Origin of the sequence: uncultured Xanthomonas sp. (genome assembly GCF_964278005.1) — a bacterium.
GTDB classification, from domain to species: domain Bacteria; phylum Pseudomonadota; class Gammaproteobacteria; order Xanthomonadales; family Xanthomonadaceae; genus Xanthomonas_A; species Xanthomonas_A sontii.
This window is the reverse complement of record NZ_CAXYKF010000001.1, coordinates 84,993-100,763: the sequence shown is the minus strand read 5'-3', so window position 1 is coordinate 100,763 and position 15,771 is coordinate 84,993. Positions and strand designations below refer to the sequence as shown.

Here is a 15,771-nt window from a genome sequence, read left to right as displayed (position 1 = left end):
GGTGCCGACGAGCGGTCTCCGGCCGACGCGATCGACGGCGGCGGTCATCCACAACCGCTGTGGACGAACGTGGGGCAACCGTGTGGATAAGTCGCTGCCACGCAGGCGCCACAATGCACGCAGACAGGATGGTGAAAACTTCGCCACATGTCTGACTGCGCAGTGCGGCCATGAACGCGTGTTCACCACGGGCAATGCCGCGTGACGAGCGAGCGCCGATGGCTCACGTGCGCTTTATGCCGCTCTGCCCAGCATTGCCAACACCACGCAACGCGGCAATCCTCTCTACCGCGCCGTGCGATATCCAGGTTCACCCCCGTGTGCCCGTTGCGCGATATCGCTGGCCTCGCCACAGGAGTTTCCCATGAGCATCCAGAGCAAGACCACGCACAGCCTCAACGACCTCATCGCCATTTCCCGCGACGGCAAGGACTTCTACGAAGAAGCCGCCAAGAAGGTGGGCGACGCCGAGTTGTCCGCGCTGTTCCTGCGCATCGCCGGCGTCAAGTCGGACATCGTGAGCAGCCTGAGCGCAGTGGTGCAGTCGGTCGGCGGCAAGCCGGAAGAGCACGGCACCATGGTCGGCAGCATGCAGCAGATGTACGGCAAGGTCCGCGCCGCGCTGGGCGACACCAAGTACGGCTACGTCGCCGAGCTGGAAGAGTCAGAAGATCGCCTGCTGAAGGCCTTCAACGAGACGATCGCCGACGCCGACACCCCGGTCGCCGCGCGCGATGCCGCCACCCGCCTGCTGCCGGAAGTGCGCGCCTGCCACGACGTGATGCGCACCCGCAAGCACGCGATGAAGAACGCGGCATAAGTGCCGCCCGCCGCCGGCCCGGCGCTCCGCATCGCGGCGTTGTCCGGGTCGGCGTGCCGATGGTCTGCAGCGGGACGGTGCGCTTGCTACCATGCGTGCTCGACCGCTGCCCGACCTGATTGCGGCGTTTGCCGCTTCTGCCAATGTCTCCCGATGCCGCGCCTGCCGGCGCCCAGTTCTCGCTCGGTTTCGATGCGCCTGCCGCACGCGAAAGCCTGTTCTTTGCACTGCTACCCGACACGCGAACCGCGCAAGCGGTGCACAGCCTTGGCCAGCAACTGTGCCAGGCGCATGGTCTGCACGGGCGTGCGCTGCCGCCGGAGCGGCTGCATGTCACCTTGCACTATCTCGGCGAATACGCCGGGATTCCGCCACGCTTGCTGCAGCAGGCATGCGCCGCCGGGCAGGCGCTTGCGGCCTCGCCATTTGAACTTGCATTCGACCAGGCGGTGACCTTCGACAGCCGCGCGCGCAGCCGACCACTGGTGCTGCGCGGTGATGCCGAGCCTGCGCCGTTGCTGGCGTTGCGTCAGGCGCTGCAGCAGCAGTTGGCCCGGCACGGCGTGGCGCCGCGCGCCGACGGCGCGTATCTGCCGCACATGACCCTGGCCTATGTCGATCAGGCGTTGGCGCCGCAGCAGGTGCCGGCGCTGCATTGGCAGGCGACGTCGCTGAGCCTGATCCGCAGCGTACAGGGCCAGGGCCGTTACCTGCACGAAGCCAGCTGGCCGTTGCGCGCCGCCCCTGCGCAGCACGACGCATGAATGCGGCGCCGCTGACCCTGCCCGAGGCGCAATGGGCGCAACTGCGGGCGGCCTACGCCGAACCGCCGCGGGCGTATCACCATTTCGGCCACGTCGAGGCGGTGCTGGCGCACTACGCCGAGGTCGCCGCCGACACCGGCTGGCGGCAGCCACGCGAGGTCTACCTGGCCGTGCTCTATCACGATGCGGTCTATCGTGCCGGCCGCGGCGACAACGAAGCGCAGTCGGCGCGCCTGGCCGAGGCGGCGATCGCGCAATGGCTGCCGGACGCCGCGGTGGAGGCGACGCGGGTGGCTGCGCTGATCGAACTCACCGCGCGTCACGGGCAACTGACCGTCGACTCGGTGGATGCGGACGCCGCGCTGTTCCTGGATTGCGACATGGCCATCCTCGGCGCCGCGCCGGAGGCCTTCGCCGCCTACGACCGCGCCATCGCCAAGGAGTACCGCGGCGTGGTGCCGGGCTGGTTGTACCGACGCAAGCGCCGTGCGTTCCTGCGCACCGTGCTGGCGCAGCCGCGCATCTTCCTCAGCGAGCGCTTCCATGCGCGCTACGACGCGGCCGCGCGCGCCAACCTGCGTCACGCCATCGGCTGAGGGGACGCTGACCGCTGCCTGCGCCGCCTTCTTCTACACTGCCGCGCCGGTCTGCCCCGGCCGCCGCCACGGAGCCCCATGTCCGACCCTGCCGCCAATGCCGATCCCCGCCCGCAGGCGCCGCTGCCGCCGGGCCCCAGCGACTGCTGCGACAGCGGCTGTCCGCTGTGCGTCTACGACCTCTACCACGAGGAGCTGGAGCGCTACCGGCAGGCGCTGGCCGCCTGGCGGCTGCGCCATCCCGGCGCCGACGCGGACGCCTGAAAGGCCTGCCGGTGCAGGCGCTGGCGCAGGTCCGGCGTACCTGGCATGAACCAGGGAGCGCGCCGCGCTTCGCGCCGTCGCCGTTCGGGATTATCTTTACACGCCTTTTCAGGATTGCCGGATGATGCAGAAGCGTGGCGGTTGGATGTGGGGATGTGCATTGGGCGGACTGCTCGCGGCCGGCGTCGCCGGCGCAGCACCGGGCGCTGCGGCCACCGCCGCGCCGCGTGCCGGCGCACCGGCCGCGGCGCCGGAAAAGCTCAGCCACGGCCGCTTCGAGCAGGTGCCGGTGCTGTTGCCCAAGGGCAACGCGCAGCGCGTGGTGCTGTGGTTCGCCGGCGGCAAGCATGCCGACGCCGAGCGCATGCGCCAGATCGAGGCGCTGCGCGACGACGGCGCGATGGTCGCGGTGATCGACAGTGCGCACCTGCAGGCGGTGCTGGCCAAGATCGACGGCACCTGCGGCTTCTCCGCCGGCGACGTGGAGAATTTCTCGCGCTACGTGCAGGCCTATTTCCACGTGCCGACCTACCACCTGCCGTTGCTGGTGGGCGATGGCGACGGCGCCGCGCTGGCCTATGCGGTCGCGGCGCAGGCGCCCAAGCATCTGCTGGCGGGCCTGCTGACCGAGGATTTCTGCCCGGTGCAGGTGCTCGACGACCAGATCTGCGGCGCCGGCATCACCGCGCCGGCGCGTGCGTTGCAGGCGACTGCGCTGCCGGTGCCGTGGCTGGCCGCGCTCGATGCCAAGACCCGCCGCGACCGTTGCACCCAGCAGAGCGATGCGTTCCTGCAGAAGGTGGCGCAGGCGCGGCAGTTCCGCCGCAGCGCCAGCGGCGATGCGCTGCCGGGCCTGCGTGCGGCGGTGCGTTCGCTGGGCGATCGGCCCGGCGTCAGCCTGCCGCCGACCCCGGCCGACCTGGCCGGGCTGCCGGTGGTCGAAGTGCCTGCCGCCGCGGGCGCGGGCGATGCCGACAACGGCAACGTGTTCGCGATCTTCGTCTCTGGCGACGGCGGCTGGGCCGGGCTCGACCAGCAGGTCGCCGGCGCCCTGGCCAAGGCCGGCATCCCGGTGGTGGGCGTGGATTCGCTGCGCTACTTCTGGAGCGAGCGCACGCCGCAGGGCTTCGCCACCGACCTGGACCGCATCTACCGCCACTACAGCCACCTGTGGCAACGCGGGCGGGTGGTGCTGATCGGCTTCTCGCAGGGCGCCGACGTGCTGCCGGCGGCCTACAACCAGTTGCCGGAAGCGATGCGCGACCAGGTGCAGCTCACCGCCTTGCTGTCGGTGGGCAAGACCGCCGACTACGAGTTCCACGTGTCCAACTGGATCAGTTCCGGCGACGACGGCCTGCCGATCGCCCCGGAAGTGGCGAAGATGCCGCCGGCGCAGACCCTGTGCATCTACGGGCAGGACGACGACGACGCGCTGTGCCCGGACCTGCCCAAGGGCGCGGTGCAACTGGTCAAGCTGCCCGGCGACCATCATTTCCAGGGCGACTACGCCACGCTGGCCAAGCAGATTCTGCAGCGGATTCAGTAGACGCCGGGATTGGGGAGGCGGGATTGGGGATTGGGGGTTGGTCGCGGGTGCGGGCTTGCGCGCTCGCGTCGTCGGCCGCCGTACCCTCACCCCAACCCCTCTCCCGGGGGGAGAGGGGCTTTGCTTTTCCTTCTCCCATCGGGACCACGGCCCCCTTTTCGGGGGAAGGTGCCCCGAAGGGGCGGATGAGGGTACGGCGCGAAGCCTCGTAAAGCTCCGGCAAACGGGGTAGCCAGGCCAATCCCCAATCCCGACTCCCCAATCCCCGCCTCACTCCGGCTTGCGCGGATCCAGCGAGATCAGTCGGGTCACGTCCAGCAGGGCGGCGGGCAGGTGCATGCCGCCGGGGGCGGCGAGGTAGCGGGTGCGCCAGGCGGGGGCGAACTTGGACTTGAAGCGGCGCAGGCCGGTGAAGCCGTAGAAGCGTTCGCCGTGGCGCACGATCAGGTTGCCGAAGCGGTTCCAGCGGCCGGCCAGGCGGTGCTGGGCCAGGCCCGACAGCGGCGCCATGCCCAGCGAGAAGCGCTTGTAGCCCTGGTCGCGGCCCCACAGGAACAGCTCGATGAACAGGAAGTCCATGGTGCCCTTCGGCGCATCGGCGATGTGCCGCATCAGGTCCACCGACAGCTCGTGGCCGGCCGGGGCCTGCCACAGGTTGGCGAAGGCCACGACCTTGCCTTCGAACTCCACCACCGCGATCGGGAAGCGGCGCAGGTAGGCCGGGTCGAAGCTGCCCAGCGAGAAGCCCTTCTCGGCGCCGGCCTTGTCTTCCAGCCACTGCTGCGAGACCTCGGCCAGCACCGGCATCAGCGCGTCCACCGCGTCGGTCTCGACGATGCGGAAGCTCAGCCCGCTGCGCTTGCCGCGGTTCCAGGCCTGGCGCAGGTCGGCGCGGTCGCGGCCTTCCAGGTGGAAGCCCTCCAGCGACACCATCGCTTCCTCGCCGAGCTTGACCAGGGTCAGGCCCAGGTCCAGGTAGGTCTGCCAGTGCTGCTCGCCGACCTGGTAGAACACCGGGCGCAGGCCCATGCGGTCGGCTTCCTCGCGGAAGCGCCAGATCAGCGCGCGGGCCACTTCCGGCGCGCCGACCGGGTCGCCCATCGCCACCAGCGAGCCGCCGTAGCGCTGCATCATCACGAAGCCGGGGCCGTCCTCGGCCTGCAGCAGCGCCTTGTCGCCGGTCAGCACCAGGCAGGCCTGGGTGTCGGTGGCCTCGGCCAGCACCGGCGCCAGCGCGTCCAGTTGCGCGCCATCGGCCGGCGGCAACGGCGAGCGCGTGCTGTGCAGCAGCCGCGCCAGCCCGAACACCACCACCGCCACGCTGACCAGCAGCACCGCGCGCAGCGCGCGTGGGGCGTTGGCCGAGGTGGCGAACTCCCACCACAGCTCGTTCTGGTATTCGACGTGGCTGTAGACGAAGAACAGCAGCCAGATCGTGGCGATCAGCACCAGGCCGAGGTTGCGCAGCCACGGCCACGACCAGGCCTCGTCGAGCAGGGCGCCCTCGCGATAGAACTCGCGGCGCGCGCCCCACAGGCCGACCGCCACCACCAGCGAGGACAGCGCCACCGAGACGTGGCCGCCGCGCAGCCAGGCCGGCAGCGGCAGCAGCACGCAGATGCCGATCGCCAGCACCCAGGCGGCATGGCTGCGCCGCTGCAGGCCCTGGCCGATCAGCAGCAGCACCACGCCGCCGAGGCTGGCCAGCAGGTGCGAGGTTTCCATGATCGACAGCGGCGCCATGTCCTGGCGGCGCTTGGGCGTGGGCAGGGTGCCGTCGATGACCAGCGCCGCGCCGACCGCGAACACCGCAAGGGCGATGATCTGCGGCAGCCACGGGCGCAGCGTGCGCCAGGCCACGCGGACCCCGCCGGCACTGGCGGCCAGCGGCCGACGCAGGCCGGACAGCGACGCCATCAGCACCGACAGCAGCAGCGGCACCACGTAGTAGGTGATGCGGTAGATCAGCGCCGCCGCCAGCACCGCCGCCGGCGCCACGCCGGGCAGCAGCTTGAGCAGGCTCCACTCGAACACGCCCAGGCCGGCCGGCACGGTCGAGACCAGGCCCGCCACCACCGCGACCAGGTACAGGCCGACGAAGCCGATGTACTCGATGCCCGATTCGTTGGGCAGCAGCACGTAGAACGCGGCACTGGCCAGGCCCAGTTCGACCACGCTCAGCGCGGTCACGCCCAGGGTGGTGCGCCGGTCCGGCAGCCACAGTTCGTGGCTGCGCCAGCGCAGGGTGCGGCCGTCGCGGCCGGCCAGCAGCAGCATCGTGGCGAAGCCGACCAGCAACGCGATGCCGATCGCGCGCACCGCAGTCGCGCCGACCGGCAGCGCCAGCGCCGCCGCGGCCGGTTCCAGGGTCAGGGCCAGCGCCAGCAGCAGCCACGCGCCGAACACGAAGCCGAGCGTGCTCATCAGCACCACCTGGCCGATCTCGGCCAGGCTCAGCCCGACCCGGCCGTAACCGCGCAGGCGCACCGCGCCGCCGGTCAATGCGGCGAAGCCCAGGGTCTGCCCGACCGCATGCGCCAGGAACGCGGTGATGCTGATCCGCATCGGGTGCAGCTTGCGCCCGCTGCGGCGCAGGCCGACGGCATCGAAGCCGATCAGGCAGGCATAGCTGCTCAGGCCCAGCAGCAGGGTCAGCACGATCTGGCTGAGGCTCAGCTGGTTGAAGGCGTGACGGATCGCACTGTAGCCGTGGGTGCTGAACTCCGTGGCCAGCGCGTGCAGCGCCAGGGCCAGGATCGCCAGGCTGGCCAGCACCGGCAGCGCACGGCGCCAGCCGGGCGTGGGTGCGGGAGTAGAGGGCGCGGCGTCGGTCATTGCGGGCAGGCGGCGGCGAGGCGCGACGGCGCACGTTGCGCGGTGCGCGACGCGGCCGGAGCGGAAGTGCGGGTGAAACGAAGACGGGCCATCGCGATACCGGTTGGATGAAAGCGTGTGACGAACATTGAGAGGGCTGCGACCAAGTGGCTGCGTCGCGGTGGGTGGGGTGTCGGGGCAAGCCGGGTTGCACCGGCCTGCCGCGCATCACCCCGGTGGGATGCCACGCGTCAGGTCCCGACAGCGGTCGCGGTCAGCGGCGCGCAGGCGAGTCCGGTACCGGTGAGCTTGGCGCCCTCCCGGGCCGCACCCCGCAGCGCACACATCGCCCCCCTGTCAGCCGTACCGCTCCTCTTGCCGTGCATCCCACGCTCCAGGCTATACCGGCCGTGCCGGCGACGCGCATGATAGTGGAATCGCACGTCGCCACGGCGTCGGGACCGCGGCAGGGGCCGTGGCCGGCGCATATGGCGACGGTCTGTGTCGGTTCCGGAGCCTGTCGATGCCCTTGTCCGCATCTCCCTTTCCCACGCCGCCGCGCTGGACGCGCCTGGCCGGCGCCGCAGCGCTGCTGCTGGCGCTGCTGTTCCTCGGCGTGGCCATGGCGTTGCAGGTCGTGCGCGCCGATCTGCACTGGCAGCAGGCCACGCTCAGCCAGTACCTGCATGGGCCCGGCGGCCTGCTGCTGCGCACCGTCTACGTCCTGCTGGCCGTCGGCGTGGTGGCGCTGGCGGCCGGGCTGTATGCGCAGGCGCCACCACGCGCGCGCAGCGGCGCGCCGGTCGTGCTGTTCGGCTGCGCCGCGCTCGGCCTGTGCGGCGTGGCGATCGGCGACAGCTATCTGCCGCAGCGCGCACCGCTGCTGGCGCCGCTGGTGCACGGGCTCTCCGCGCAGACCGCGTTCCTGTGCGTGACCACGGCGATGCTGCTGCAGAGCGCGTGGCTGCGCGGGCAGGCGGCGTGGCGGGGCCGCGCCGGGCCGCTGTTGCTGCTGGCGGTGCTGGCGTTCGTGGCCCTGTGGGTGCATGTGCTGTGGCGCGCACCGCCGCGCGGGCTGACCCAGAAACTGCCGATCGTGTTGATCCTGGCCTGGCTGCTGCCGGTGGCGTATCGCGTGTGGCGGCCGGTGCCTGCAGCCGCGGCGCAATCGCGCGACAATGGCGCGGTCTTCCCACTACAGGACAGCGCATCATGATCCAGCGTTTCGATACCGGCCCGCGGATGTCGGAGATGACCGTGTACAACGGCGTGGCCTATCTGGCCGGGCAGATCGCGGACGATACCAGCGAAGACATCGCCGGCCAGACCCGCCAGGTGCTGGCCGCGATCGACCGGTTGCTGGCGCTCGCCGCCACCGACAAGAGCCGGATCCTGCGCGCGGAGATCTTCATGACCGACCTGGCCGAGTTCGCCGAAATGAACAAGGTCTGGGAGGAATGGGTCAGCCCGGGCAACACCCCGGCGCGTGCCACCGTGCAGGCCAACCTGGCCGACCCGGCCTGGAAGATCGAGATCGTGATTACCGCGGCGGCGTGAAAGCCGGGAATGGGGAGTCGGGAGTCGGGAATCGGGAATGGGAAAGCCGGCAGTGCGTCGCCTGAGCGACCGCGTGAAGCAGTGGCTTTAGCCGCGACAGGCGTCGCCGGTAAAGCCCGTCGCGGTTGACCGGGAGTTCCTTGGGTACGCAGGTAACCCGGGCACTCGCGGGACGCCCATTCCCGTTTCCCCATTCTCCATTCCCGGCGCCCCAGCGCCCCAGCCCCTCAGCGCCTGACGAACCGGTAATGCGCCACGCCCCACTGCTGGCCCTGTTCGTAGCCGAACAGTTCCGCGCAGGCCATCCAGAACATGCGCCAGCGTTGCCACCAGATCTTGGCGTCGGCGCCGTAGGTGGCCTGCAGCACCGGCATCAGCGTGTCGCGGTGGCGGTCCTGGTTGTGCAGCCAGGCGTTGGCGGTCTTCTCGTAATGCTGGCCGGACAGCAGCCAGCGGCGTTCGATCGCCAGGTCGTCCTGGAACTGCAGCAGGGTGTCGGCCGCCGGCATCAGGCCGCCGGTGAAGAAGTGCCGGCCCATCCAGTTGTCCTCGCCCTGCACCTCGAACGGGTAGGCCAAGTCGCGATGGCAAAAGATGTGCACGAACAGCCGGCCGCCCGGCACCAGCCAGTGGCTGACCCGCTTGAGCAGTTCGCGGTAGTTGCGCATGTGCTCGAACATCTCGATCGAGACCACACGGTCGTAGCTCTCGGTCGGCAGGGTCAGGGTGTTGGCGTCGTGGGTGATCACCTTGACGTTGTTCAGCCCGCGCGCACGGCACTGCGCTTCGATGTGCTCGCGCTGCGGCCGCGAGTTGGACACGGCGGTGATGCGCGCGCCGGGGAATTGCTCGGCCATCCACAAGGTCAGCGAGCCCCAGCCGCAGCCCAGTTCGAGGATGCGCTGGCGGTCGCGCAACTGTGCGCGTTCGGCGTACAGCTGCAGCATGCGTTCCTCGGCCGCGTCCAGGTCGGGCGTGGTCGCGTCCCAGTAGCAGCTGCTGTACTTCAGGCGCTTGCCCAGGCACAGCTCGAAGAAGCGCGGCGGCACTTCGTAGTGCTGGCGGTTGGCTGCGTCGGTCTCGATCGCGATGGCGCTCTCGCGCAGCGATTCGATCAGCAGGCGCTGGCGTTCCCAGGCCGCGTCGGCGCCGCCGGCGCGCTCGTCGCGCAAGCGTTGCGCGCACAACCGGCGCATCGCCGCGCGCAGCATGGCGTCGGGCAGCAGGCCGGATTCGGCCAGGCGCGTGGCCAGCGGCTCGGCCGGCGCGGCAGGCGGGGAAGAGGTGGCAAAGGTACTGGACATGGCGGATCTCCTCGCGCGGCTCAGTGCCGCGGCGGCATGGGGAAGAAGGCGCTGGTGCTGCGCTGGTAGTCGGCGTAATCGCGGCCGCGCGAGCGCAGCGCTTGCTGTTCGGTATAGGGAATGCCGGTGACGCGATAGAGGAAGGCGAACATCAGCAACGGGCCCAGCGCGGCCACGCCGACCCACAGCGCGCCGCTGCCCACCGCCAGGAACACATAGGCGAACCAGTGCACGAATTCGAAGAAGTAGTTCGGATGCCGCGAATAGCGCCACAGGCCTTGGCGGCAGGTCTTGCCCTTGTTCGCCGGGTCGGTGCGGAACGCGGCCAGTTGCCGGTCGGCCAGGCTTTCCCCGCCGACCGCGATCAGCCAGGTCGCGACCGCCAACGTGGTCCACACGCTCCACTGCGGCTGCGGATTGTGCGCGGCCACCGACAGCGGCACCGCGAACGCCAGCACCACCAGCGCCTGGCCGAGGAAGAACGCCAGGAACTTGCGCTGGTCGCCGTGCCAGTGCTCGCGCAGGGCACGATAGCGGCCGTCTTCGTGCGCATCGCCGAACACGCGTACGCCCAGATGCCAGGCCAGGCGCGCGCCCCACAGCCCGCCCAGCACCGCGGTCAGCACCCGCGGCAGCAGCGCGCCATCGGCGCGCCAGGCGCAGTACACCGCGGTCAGCGCCATGCAGGCCGACCACAGCACATCGACCACGCCGGCATTGCGGGTATGTCGCTGCCAGGCCCAGCCGGCGAGCATGACCAGCACGGTGAAGATGCCTACATGCAGGAGCGGCCAGGCGTTCATCGCGCCGCTCCGGTGGCCGGCAGCGCCGGCGTGGCGACCATCAGGCGGCGCGTCGCCAGGCTCAGCAAGGTCAGCGCCGTGGCCCAGCCGACGGCCAGTGCCAGCAGCGCCTGCGGCGTGGGCGCCACCAGCGTCACCGCCTGCCAGCCGCGCGCGGCCAGCACATAGCCCAGCGGGCCGCCAATGGCGCCGAACAGCGCCGCGCGCCAGGGATGGCGCATCACCCAGGCCAGCGAGTGCTGGAAGGTCAGCGCGAAGCCGGCCCACAGCGCCAGGATCCACAGCGGCGGCCACGGTGCCGGCGGCGCGGCGGCGTAGCGCACCCAGTCGCCGGCGCGCATGGCCGCATCGACACCGGCGCCCAGCGGCAACGCCAGGGCGATCAGCGCGGCGTCGCCATGCGCGCGGCGGCGCGGCTGCAACTGGTACAGCGCGAACAGCGCCAGCGCCGCCGGGCCGGCCCAGGCCAAGCCGTGCGCGGCGCCGACGACGGCGGCCAGCCACAGCCCCTGCAGGGCGAGGTAGTTGATCAGGTTGCTCATGCGTCGCCCGCCAGCGCCGGCGCGAACTGGGCCGGCCGTGCGCGCGGCTTGCTCAGCCACAGGTGCACGTCGCCGATCGAGCGCTCCAGGAAGCCGCCTTCGCAGTAGGCCAGGTAGAACTCCCACATGCGGATGAAGCGTTCGTCGTAGCCGAGCGCGCGCACCTGCGGCAGCCTGGCCATGAAGCGCTCGCGCCAGGCGCGCAGGGTCAGCGCGTAGCTGGGGCCGATGTCTTCCAGGTTGAACAGGCGCAGGTCGCTGGCGCGGCCGATCGCGCCGGTCATCGCCGCCACCGAGGGAATGAAGCTGCCCGGGAAGATATGGCGCTTGATGAAGTCCACCGACTTCAACGCCTGCGCGTAGCGATGATCCTCGATGGTGATGGCCTGGATCAGCGCCTGGCCGTCGTCCTTGAGCAGGCTGCCGACCTTGCCGAAGTAGGTATCCAGGTATTGATGGCCGATCGCCTCGATCATCTCGATCGAGACCAGGCGATCGTAGCGGCCGTCGAGATCGCGGTAGTCGCGCAGCAGCACCTCGACCCGGTCCGACAGCCCGGCGGCCGCGATGCGCTGCCGGGCCAGTTCGTACTGCTCGCGCGAGATGGTGGTGGTGGTGACGCGGCAGCCGTGGTGCTTGGCCGCGTGCAGCGCGAAGCCGCCCCAGCCGGTGCCGATCTCGACCAGGTGGTGGTGCGGCTGCAGGTCGAGCTTGGCGCAGATGCGCTGCAGCTTGCGTTCGGCGGCGCGTTCCAGCGCGGCTTCGCCCAAGGCGGCGTCGGCGTCGCGGAAGATCGCCGAGGAGTACATCAGGTTGCGATCCAGGAACAGCTCGAACAACGGATTGCCCAGGTCGTAGTGCGCGGCGATGTTGCGGCGGCTGCCGGCGCGGGTATTGCGCGCGAACGCGTGCAGGCCGCGCATCGCCAGGCCGCCGAGCCGGGCCAGGCCGGTTTCCATCGCGTCCAGGCGGTCGCGGTTGCGCACCAGCAGGCGTACCAGTGCGACCAGGTCGTCGCAGTCCCACAGGCCGTCCATGTACGCCTCGCCGACGCCGACGCTGCCGTTGAGCGCGGCCTGGCGGTAGAAGCGCGGGTCGTGGATGCGCAGATGCGCCTGCAGTGTGTCGGCGCTGACGTTGGGATCGCCCAGCGTGGTCAGCGTGCCGGCTTCCTCGATGCGCAACTGGCCCTCGCGCAGGCCGTCCAGGGTGGCGAGCAGGCGCTGCCGCAGCAGGCGGTCGAGCCCGCGCAGCGGCGGTGCGGCAGGGGCTAGCGCGGCGGCGGAAGAGGGCGCGTGCGGAGCGTTCATCGGCGTTCTCGCGGAAGGGAGTGGTCGGGGTGGTCGTGCACCGGGTTGCCGCGCAGCCACAGCCGCAGCGCCTGCCAGTGGATCTTGGCCATGACCTGCAGGGTCATCGCCGGATAGCGCAGCAGTGCCTGCGCCAGGCTGGCGCCATCGAGGGCCCGGCGCTCGAGCACAAGGGTGGCGTCGAAGCGTCGCCGCGTCGCCGCCGGCGTGGGATCGAGCACGTCCATGTGCACGCGCAGTTGCGCGCCGGGTTCGCTGAAGCGCCAGGCGTAGGTGTGCGCCATCGCCATGAACGGCGAGACGTGGAAGCGCTTGGCGAAGCGCCAGGCGTGCGTGGTGCCGTGACTGCGCGCCTCGGCCATCGGCAGCACATAGGCGTGGCGCTGCCGCCACGGCGTGTTGGTGATCTCGGCGACGATGCTGTGCAGGCGCTGCTGCGCGTCGTGGCAGTAGTAGAACGTGACCGGATTGAAGCAGTGGCCGAAGTAGCGCAGGTGGGTGAGCATGCGCACCGGGCCCAGCGGACGCTCGCCGGTGTGCTGCTGCACGCGGTCGCGCACCGCCTCGTCCAGCGGCTGCGCGGGGTCGCCCAGGTAGTCGCTGCGGCGGAACTCGGCCAGGTTGCGCCGGTTCACCGACCACAGCCAGCGCCGCGCGAACACCTGCTCCAGTTCGTCCAGGTCCAGGTACAGCAGGAACAGCGGATAGCGGAACGCCAGCGCTTTCGGCGCGTAACGGCGATGCCGCACCCAGCCGGTGTATACCGCGCTGTGCAGGCCATGCAGGGTCGTGCCCGCCGCCGCCGACGTTGTCGAGACGGCGCCAGCCGGCGGGGCGGGCACGGCAGCACGGCGCATCAGCGTCATGACCAGGGTACCCCCAGCGCGGCGGCGACGTCGACCGCGCTGCGCAGGCCGTCCTCGTGGAAGCCGAAGCCCCAGCCAGCGCCGGCGAACCAGGTATTGCGCTGGCCCTGGATCTCGCCCTTGCGCGCCTGCGCCGCCACCGACGCCTGGGTCTGCAGCGGATGCCGGTAGCGCATGCGTCGCAGCACCTTGGCCGGATCGATCGCATCGGTGCGGTTGAGGCTGACGATGAACGGCTGCGGCGCCTGCAGCGACTGCAGCGCGTTCATCCAGTAGCTGACCGTGCAAGGCGCGTCCGGATCCGCCGGCACGTGCGCGTTCCAGGCGGCCCAGGCGCGGCGGTCGCGCGGCAGCACGCGCGCATCGGTGTGCAGCACGGTCTCGTTGTCCTGGTAGCCGATCGCGCCGAGGATCGCGATTTCCGCGTCGCTGGGGTCGGTCAGCAGGCGCAGCGCGTCGTCGGCATGGCAGGTCAATACCGCGTGGTCGTATTGCTGGGTGTCGGTATCGCAGGCGATCGCGACGCTGCCGTGGGCCGTGCGCTGCAGCGCGCGCACCGGCGTGCCGAGCCGCTCGCGCACGCGCCAGCGGCTGCGCAGCGCGCGCACGTAGCTGTTGGAGCCGCCGCGCACCACCCGCCACTGCGGGCGGCCGCTGACCTGCAGCATGTGGTGATTGGCCATGAAGCCGATCAGCTGGCGCATCGGGAAATCGAGGATCTGCCGCGACGGCGAGGACCACAGCGCCGAGGCCATCGGCACCAGGTGCGCGTCGCGAAACACCTCGGAGTAGCGGTGGCGCTGCAGGAAGTCGCCGAGGGTGAGCTGCGCCAGCTTGGCGTCGTGTAGGACCTGCGGCGCCTCACGGTAGAACCGCCGCAGATCGCGCAGCATGCGCCAGAAGCGCGGCGACAGCAGATTGCGGCGCTGACAGAACAGCCCATCGAGCGTGCCGGCGTTGTACTCCAGCCCGGTGCGCTCTTCGTGCACAGAAAAACTCATCGTGGTCGGCTGCGACTCGACCCCGAGCCGCGCGAACAGCGCGCTCAGCAGCGGGTAGTGCTCCGGATTGAACACGATGAAGCCGCTGTCCACCGCGTATTCCGCACCGTCCAGTTCGATCGCATGGGTATGGGTATGGCCGCCGAGATAGTCGGCCGCTTCGTACAGCGTCACCTCATGGCGCTGCGACAGCAGCCACGCCGCGCCGAGGCCGGCGATCCCCGAGCCCACCACCGCGATCCGGCTCATCGGGCACGCGCCTGCGCACGCACCAGCCCGGCCGGCACCGGCTTGAGCTCGCGGATCACGCGCGTCCACGACAGCGCCTTCAGGCCGTACCAGGTCAGGTCCAACTCCCACCAGCGGAAACCCTGGCGCGCGGCACCGGGGAAGAAATGGTGGTTGTTGTGCCAGCCTTCGCCGAAGGTCAGCAGCGCCAGCCACAGGTTGTTGCGGCTGTCGTCGCGGGTGTCGAAGCGGCGGCTGCCGAAGCGGTGCGCCAGCGAGTTGATGGTGAAGGTGGCATGGAACAGCGCCACGGTGGAGACGAAGAAGCCCCACACCAGCAACTGCGGGCCGTCGGTGCCGAGCTGCGGCACGTGCTGCTGCAGCCACTCGCCGAGCAGGAACAGCGCCAGCGCCAGCAGCACCGGCAGCAACAGGTCGAAGCGGTCGAGGAAGCGCAGTTCGGGGAAGCGGCGCAGGTCCGGGATCGCCTCCCAGTCGGTGCGGAAGCCGCGCGGAGTCAGGAACCAGCCGCTATGGCTCCACCAGAAGCCGTGCTGGCGCGGCGAATGCGGATCGGCCGGGGTATCGGTATGGCGATGGTGGTTGCGGTGGTGGGCGGCCCACCACAGCGGCCCTCGCTGCACGCAGGTGGCGCCGATCGCGGCGAACAGGAACTGCACCGGGCGCGAGGTCTTGAACGCGCGGTGCGCGAAATAGCGGTGGTAGAAGCCGGTGAGCGCGAACATGCGCACGGCGTACATCGCCACCGCCATGCCGACGGCGAACCACGACACGCCGACCCAGAACACGCTCAGGCACGCCAGGTGCAGGCCGATGTAGGGCGCGGCACGCAGCCAGTCGATGCGGTCGGCACGCGCCGGATCCAGCTCGATCTCGGCACTGGTGTCGAACCACCGCCGCAAGGTGCGCAGGATGCGGCCACGCGCGGCAGGTGGCGTTGTGGAAGGGCTGGGTTCCGGAACGGGACTCGGCACAAGCGCGTCTCATTGGGGGACTTGGGAGCGATACGGGCGAAACCGGAACACGGATGCACCCGCGTCGCATTTCCCCTGCACGGCTGCGGGCGCGGCATGGCGGCCACGACGGCGCAGCGCAGGCGTCGCACGAATCGGAAGATCTGGCTGTCGTGCGGATGCGCGATGGCGGCGGCGATGTTGCCTGCGCACGAGTGGTGGGCGGGTGAATGCGCGCCCGGTTCTTGTAGACGAGCGCGGCATAGCCTGACCGCGGCCCGATCTCTCCGCGGCGCGTGCAAGGTACGTGGTGCACTGCCCCTCTCCCATCGGGAGAGGGGTTGGGGTGAGGGTGCGGAGCGAAGCTCTCGCGTATCCAACT

The 15,771-nt window shown here is 70.6% G+C and carries 15 protein-coding genes; 7 read left to right on the top strand and 8 right to left on the bottom strand.

Annotation, left to right across the window (positions count from 1 at the left end):
* Positions 1 to 364: 364 nt before the first annotated feature.
* From ACHWVH_RS00420 to ACHWVH_RS00400, 5 genes are all read left to right on the top strand, one after another.
* Positions 365 to 820: a PA2169 family four-helix-bundle protein gene (locus ACHWVH_RS00420; RefSeq protein ID WP_041500455.1), complete on the top strand. Its 456-nt coding sequence runs from the start codon at positions 365 to 367 to the stop codon at positions 818 to 820.
* Positions 821 to 963: 143 nt separating this feature from the next.
* Entirely contained in the window at positions 964 to 1,584 is a 621-nt protein-coding gene (gene thpR / locus ACHWVH_RS00415) for an RNA 2',3'-cyclic phosphodiesterase (protein WP_267099107.1), read from the top strand.
* Positions 1,581 to 2,180, top strand: coding sequence for a hypothetical protein (locus ACHWVH_RS00410; protein ID WP_394686448.1), 600 nt, complete (start codon positions 1,581 to 1,583; stop codon positions 2,178 to 2,180). The genes thpR and ACHWVH_RS00410 overlap by 4 nt, the downstream gene beginning before the upstream one ends.
* Positions 2,181 to 2,258: 78 nt before the next feature.
* The gene (locus tag ACHWVH_RS00405; protein WP_017908246.1) at positions 2,259 to 2,444 is read left to right on the top strand and encodes an oxidoreductase-like domain-containing protein; all 186 of its coding nucleotides are present in this window, start codon (positions 2,259 to 2,261) and stop codon (positions 2,442 to 2,444) included.
* A gap of 145 nt (positions 2,445 to 2,589) precedes the next feature.
* A complete protein-coding gene (locus ACHWVH_RS00400) occupies positions 2,590 to 3,990 on the top strand; it encodes a virulence factor family protein (protein WP_394686522.1) in 1,401 nt (466 codons plus the stop codon).
* Positions 3,991 to 4,260: 270 nt separating this feature from the next.
* On the opposite strand, the gene mprF is transcribed toward ACHWVH_RS00400, so the two are convergent.
* Positions 4,261 to 6,825, bottom strand: coding sequence for a bifunctional lysylphosphatidylglycerol flippase/synthetase MprF (gene mprF, locus ACHWVH_RS00395; RefSeq protein ID WP_150410310.1), 2,565 nt, complete (start codon positions 6,823 to 6,825; stop codon positions 4,261 to 4,263).
* Between the two features lie 502 nt (positions 6,826 to 7,327).
* Between mprF and ACHWVH_RS00390 the strand changes: the two genes are divergently transcribed.
* Both ACHWVH_RS00390 and ACHWVH_RS00385 read left to right on the top strand, forming a co-directional pair.
* A complete protein-coding gene (locus ACHWVH_RS00390) occupies positions 7,328 to 8,020 on the top strand; it encodes a DUF998 domain-containing protein (protein ID WP_082028755.1) in 693 nt (230 codons plus the stop codon).
* Entirely contained in the window at positions 8,017 to 8,361 is a 345-nt protein-coding gene (locus ACHWVH_RS00385) for a RidA family protein (protein ID WP_295926922.1), read from the top strand. Before ACHWVH_RS00390 ends, ACHWVH_RS00385 begins: the two co-directional genes overlap by 4 nt.
* 227 nt (positions 8,362 to 8,588) lie before the next feature.
* Here ACHWVH_RS00385 and ACHWVH_RS00380 read toward each other — a convergent pair whose 3' ends face one another.
* Genes ACHWVH_RS00380 through ACHWVH_RS00350 form a run of 7 tightly spaced genes read right to left on the bottom strand, consistent with a single transcriptional unit; the run spans position 8,589 to position 15,410 of the window.
* Positions 8,589 to 9,665 (bottom strand): cyclopropane-fatty-acyl-phospholipid synthase family protein, encoded by a 1,077-nt coding sequence (locus ACHWVH_RS00380; RefSeq protein ID WP_152246238.1) that lies wholly within the window; start codon positions 9,663 to 9,665, stop codon positions 8,589 to 8,591.
* A 20-nt stretch (positions 9,666 to 9,685) separates the two neighbouring features.
* Positions 9,686 to 10,468: a DUF1295 domain-containing protein gene (locus ACHWVH_RS00375; RefSeq protein WP_152236993.1), complete on the bottom strand. Its 783-nt coding sequence runs from the start codon at positions 10,466 to 10,468 to the stop codon at positions 9,686 to 9,688.
* On the bottom strand, positions 10,465 to 11,010 hold the full coding sequence (locus tag ACHWVH_RS00370) for a DUF2878 domain-containing protein (protein ID WP_267085101.1): 546 nt from the start codon (positions 11,008 to 11,010) through the stop codon (positions 10,465 to 10,467). Before ACHWVH_RS00370 ends, ACHWVH_RS00375 begins: the two co-directional genes overlap by 4 nt.
* On the bottom strand, positions 11,007 to 12,320 hold the full coding sequence (locus ACHWVH_RS00365; protein WP_267093748.1) for a cyclopropane-fatty-acyl-phospholipid synthase family protein: 1,314 nt from the start codon (positions 12,318 to 12,320) through the stop codon (positions 11,007 to 11,009). Before ACHWVH_RS00365 ends, ACHWVH_RS00370 begins: the two co-directional genes overlap by 4 nt.
* On the bottom strand, positions 12,317 to 13,186 hold the full coding sequence (locus ACHWVH_RS00360; protein ID WP_394686447.1) for a DUF1365 domain-containing protein: 870 nt from the start codon (positions 13,184 to 13,186) through the stop codon (positions 12,317 to 12,319). The genes ACHWVH_RS00365 and ACHWVH_RS00360 overlap by 4 nt, the downstream gene beginning before the upstream one ends.
* Positions 13,183 to 14,436, bottom strand: coding sequence for an NAD(P)/FAD-dependent oxidoreductase (locus ACHWVH_RS00355; protein ID WP_394686446.1), 1,254 nt, complete (start codon positions 14,434 to 14,436; stop codon positions 13,183 to 13,185). Before ACHWVH_RS00355 ends, ACHWVH_RS00360 begins: the two co-directional genes overlap by 4 nt.
* Positions 14,433 to 15,410, bottom strand: coding sequence for an acyl-CoA desaturase (locus ACHWVH_RS00350; protein WP_193312638.1), 978 nt, complete (start codon positions 15,408 to 15,410; stop codon positions 14,433 to 14,435). Before ACHWVH_RS00350 ends, ACHWVH_RS00355 begins: the two co-directional genes overlap by 4 nt.
* Positions 15,411 to 15,771 lie beyond the last annotated feature (361 nt).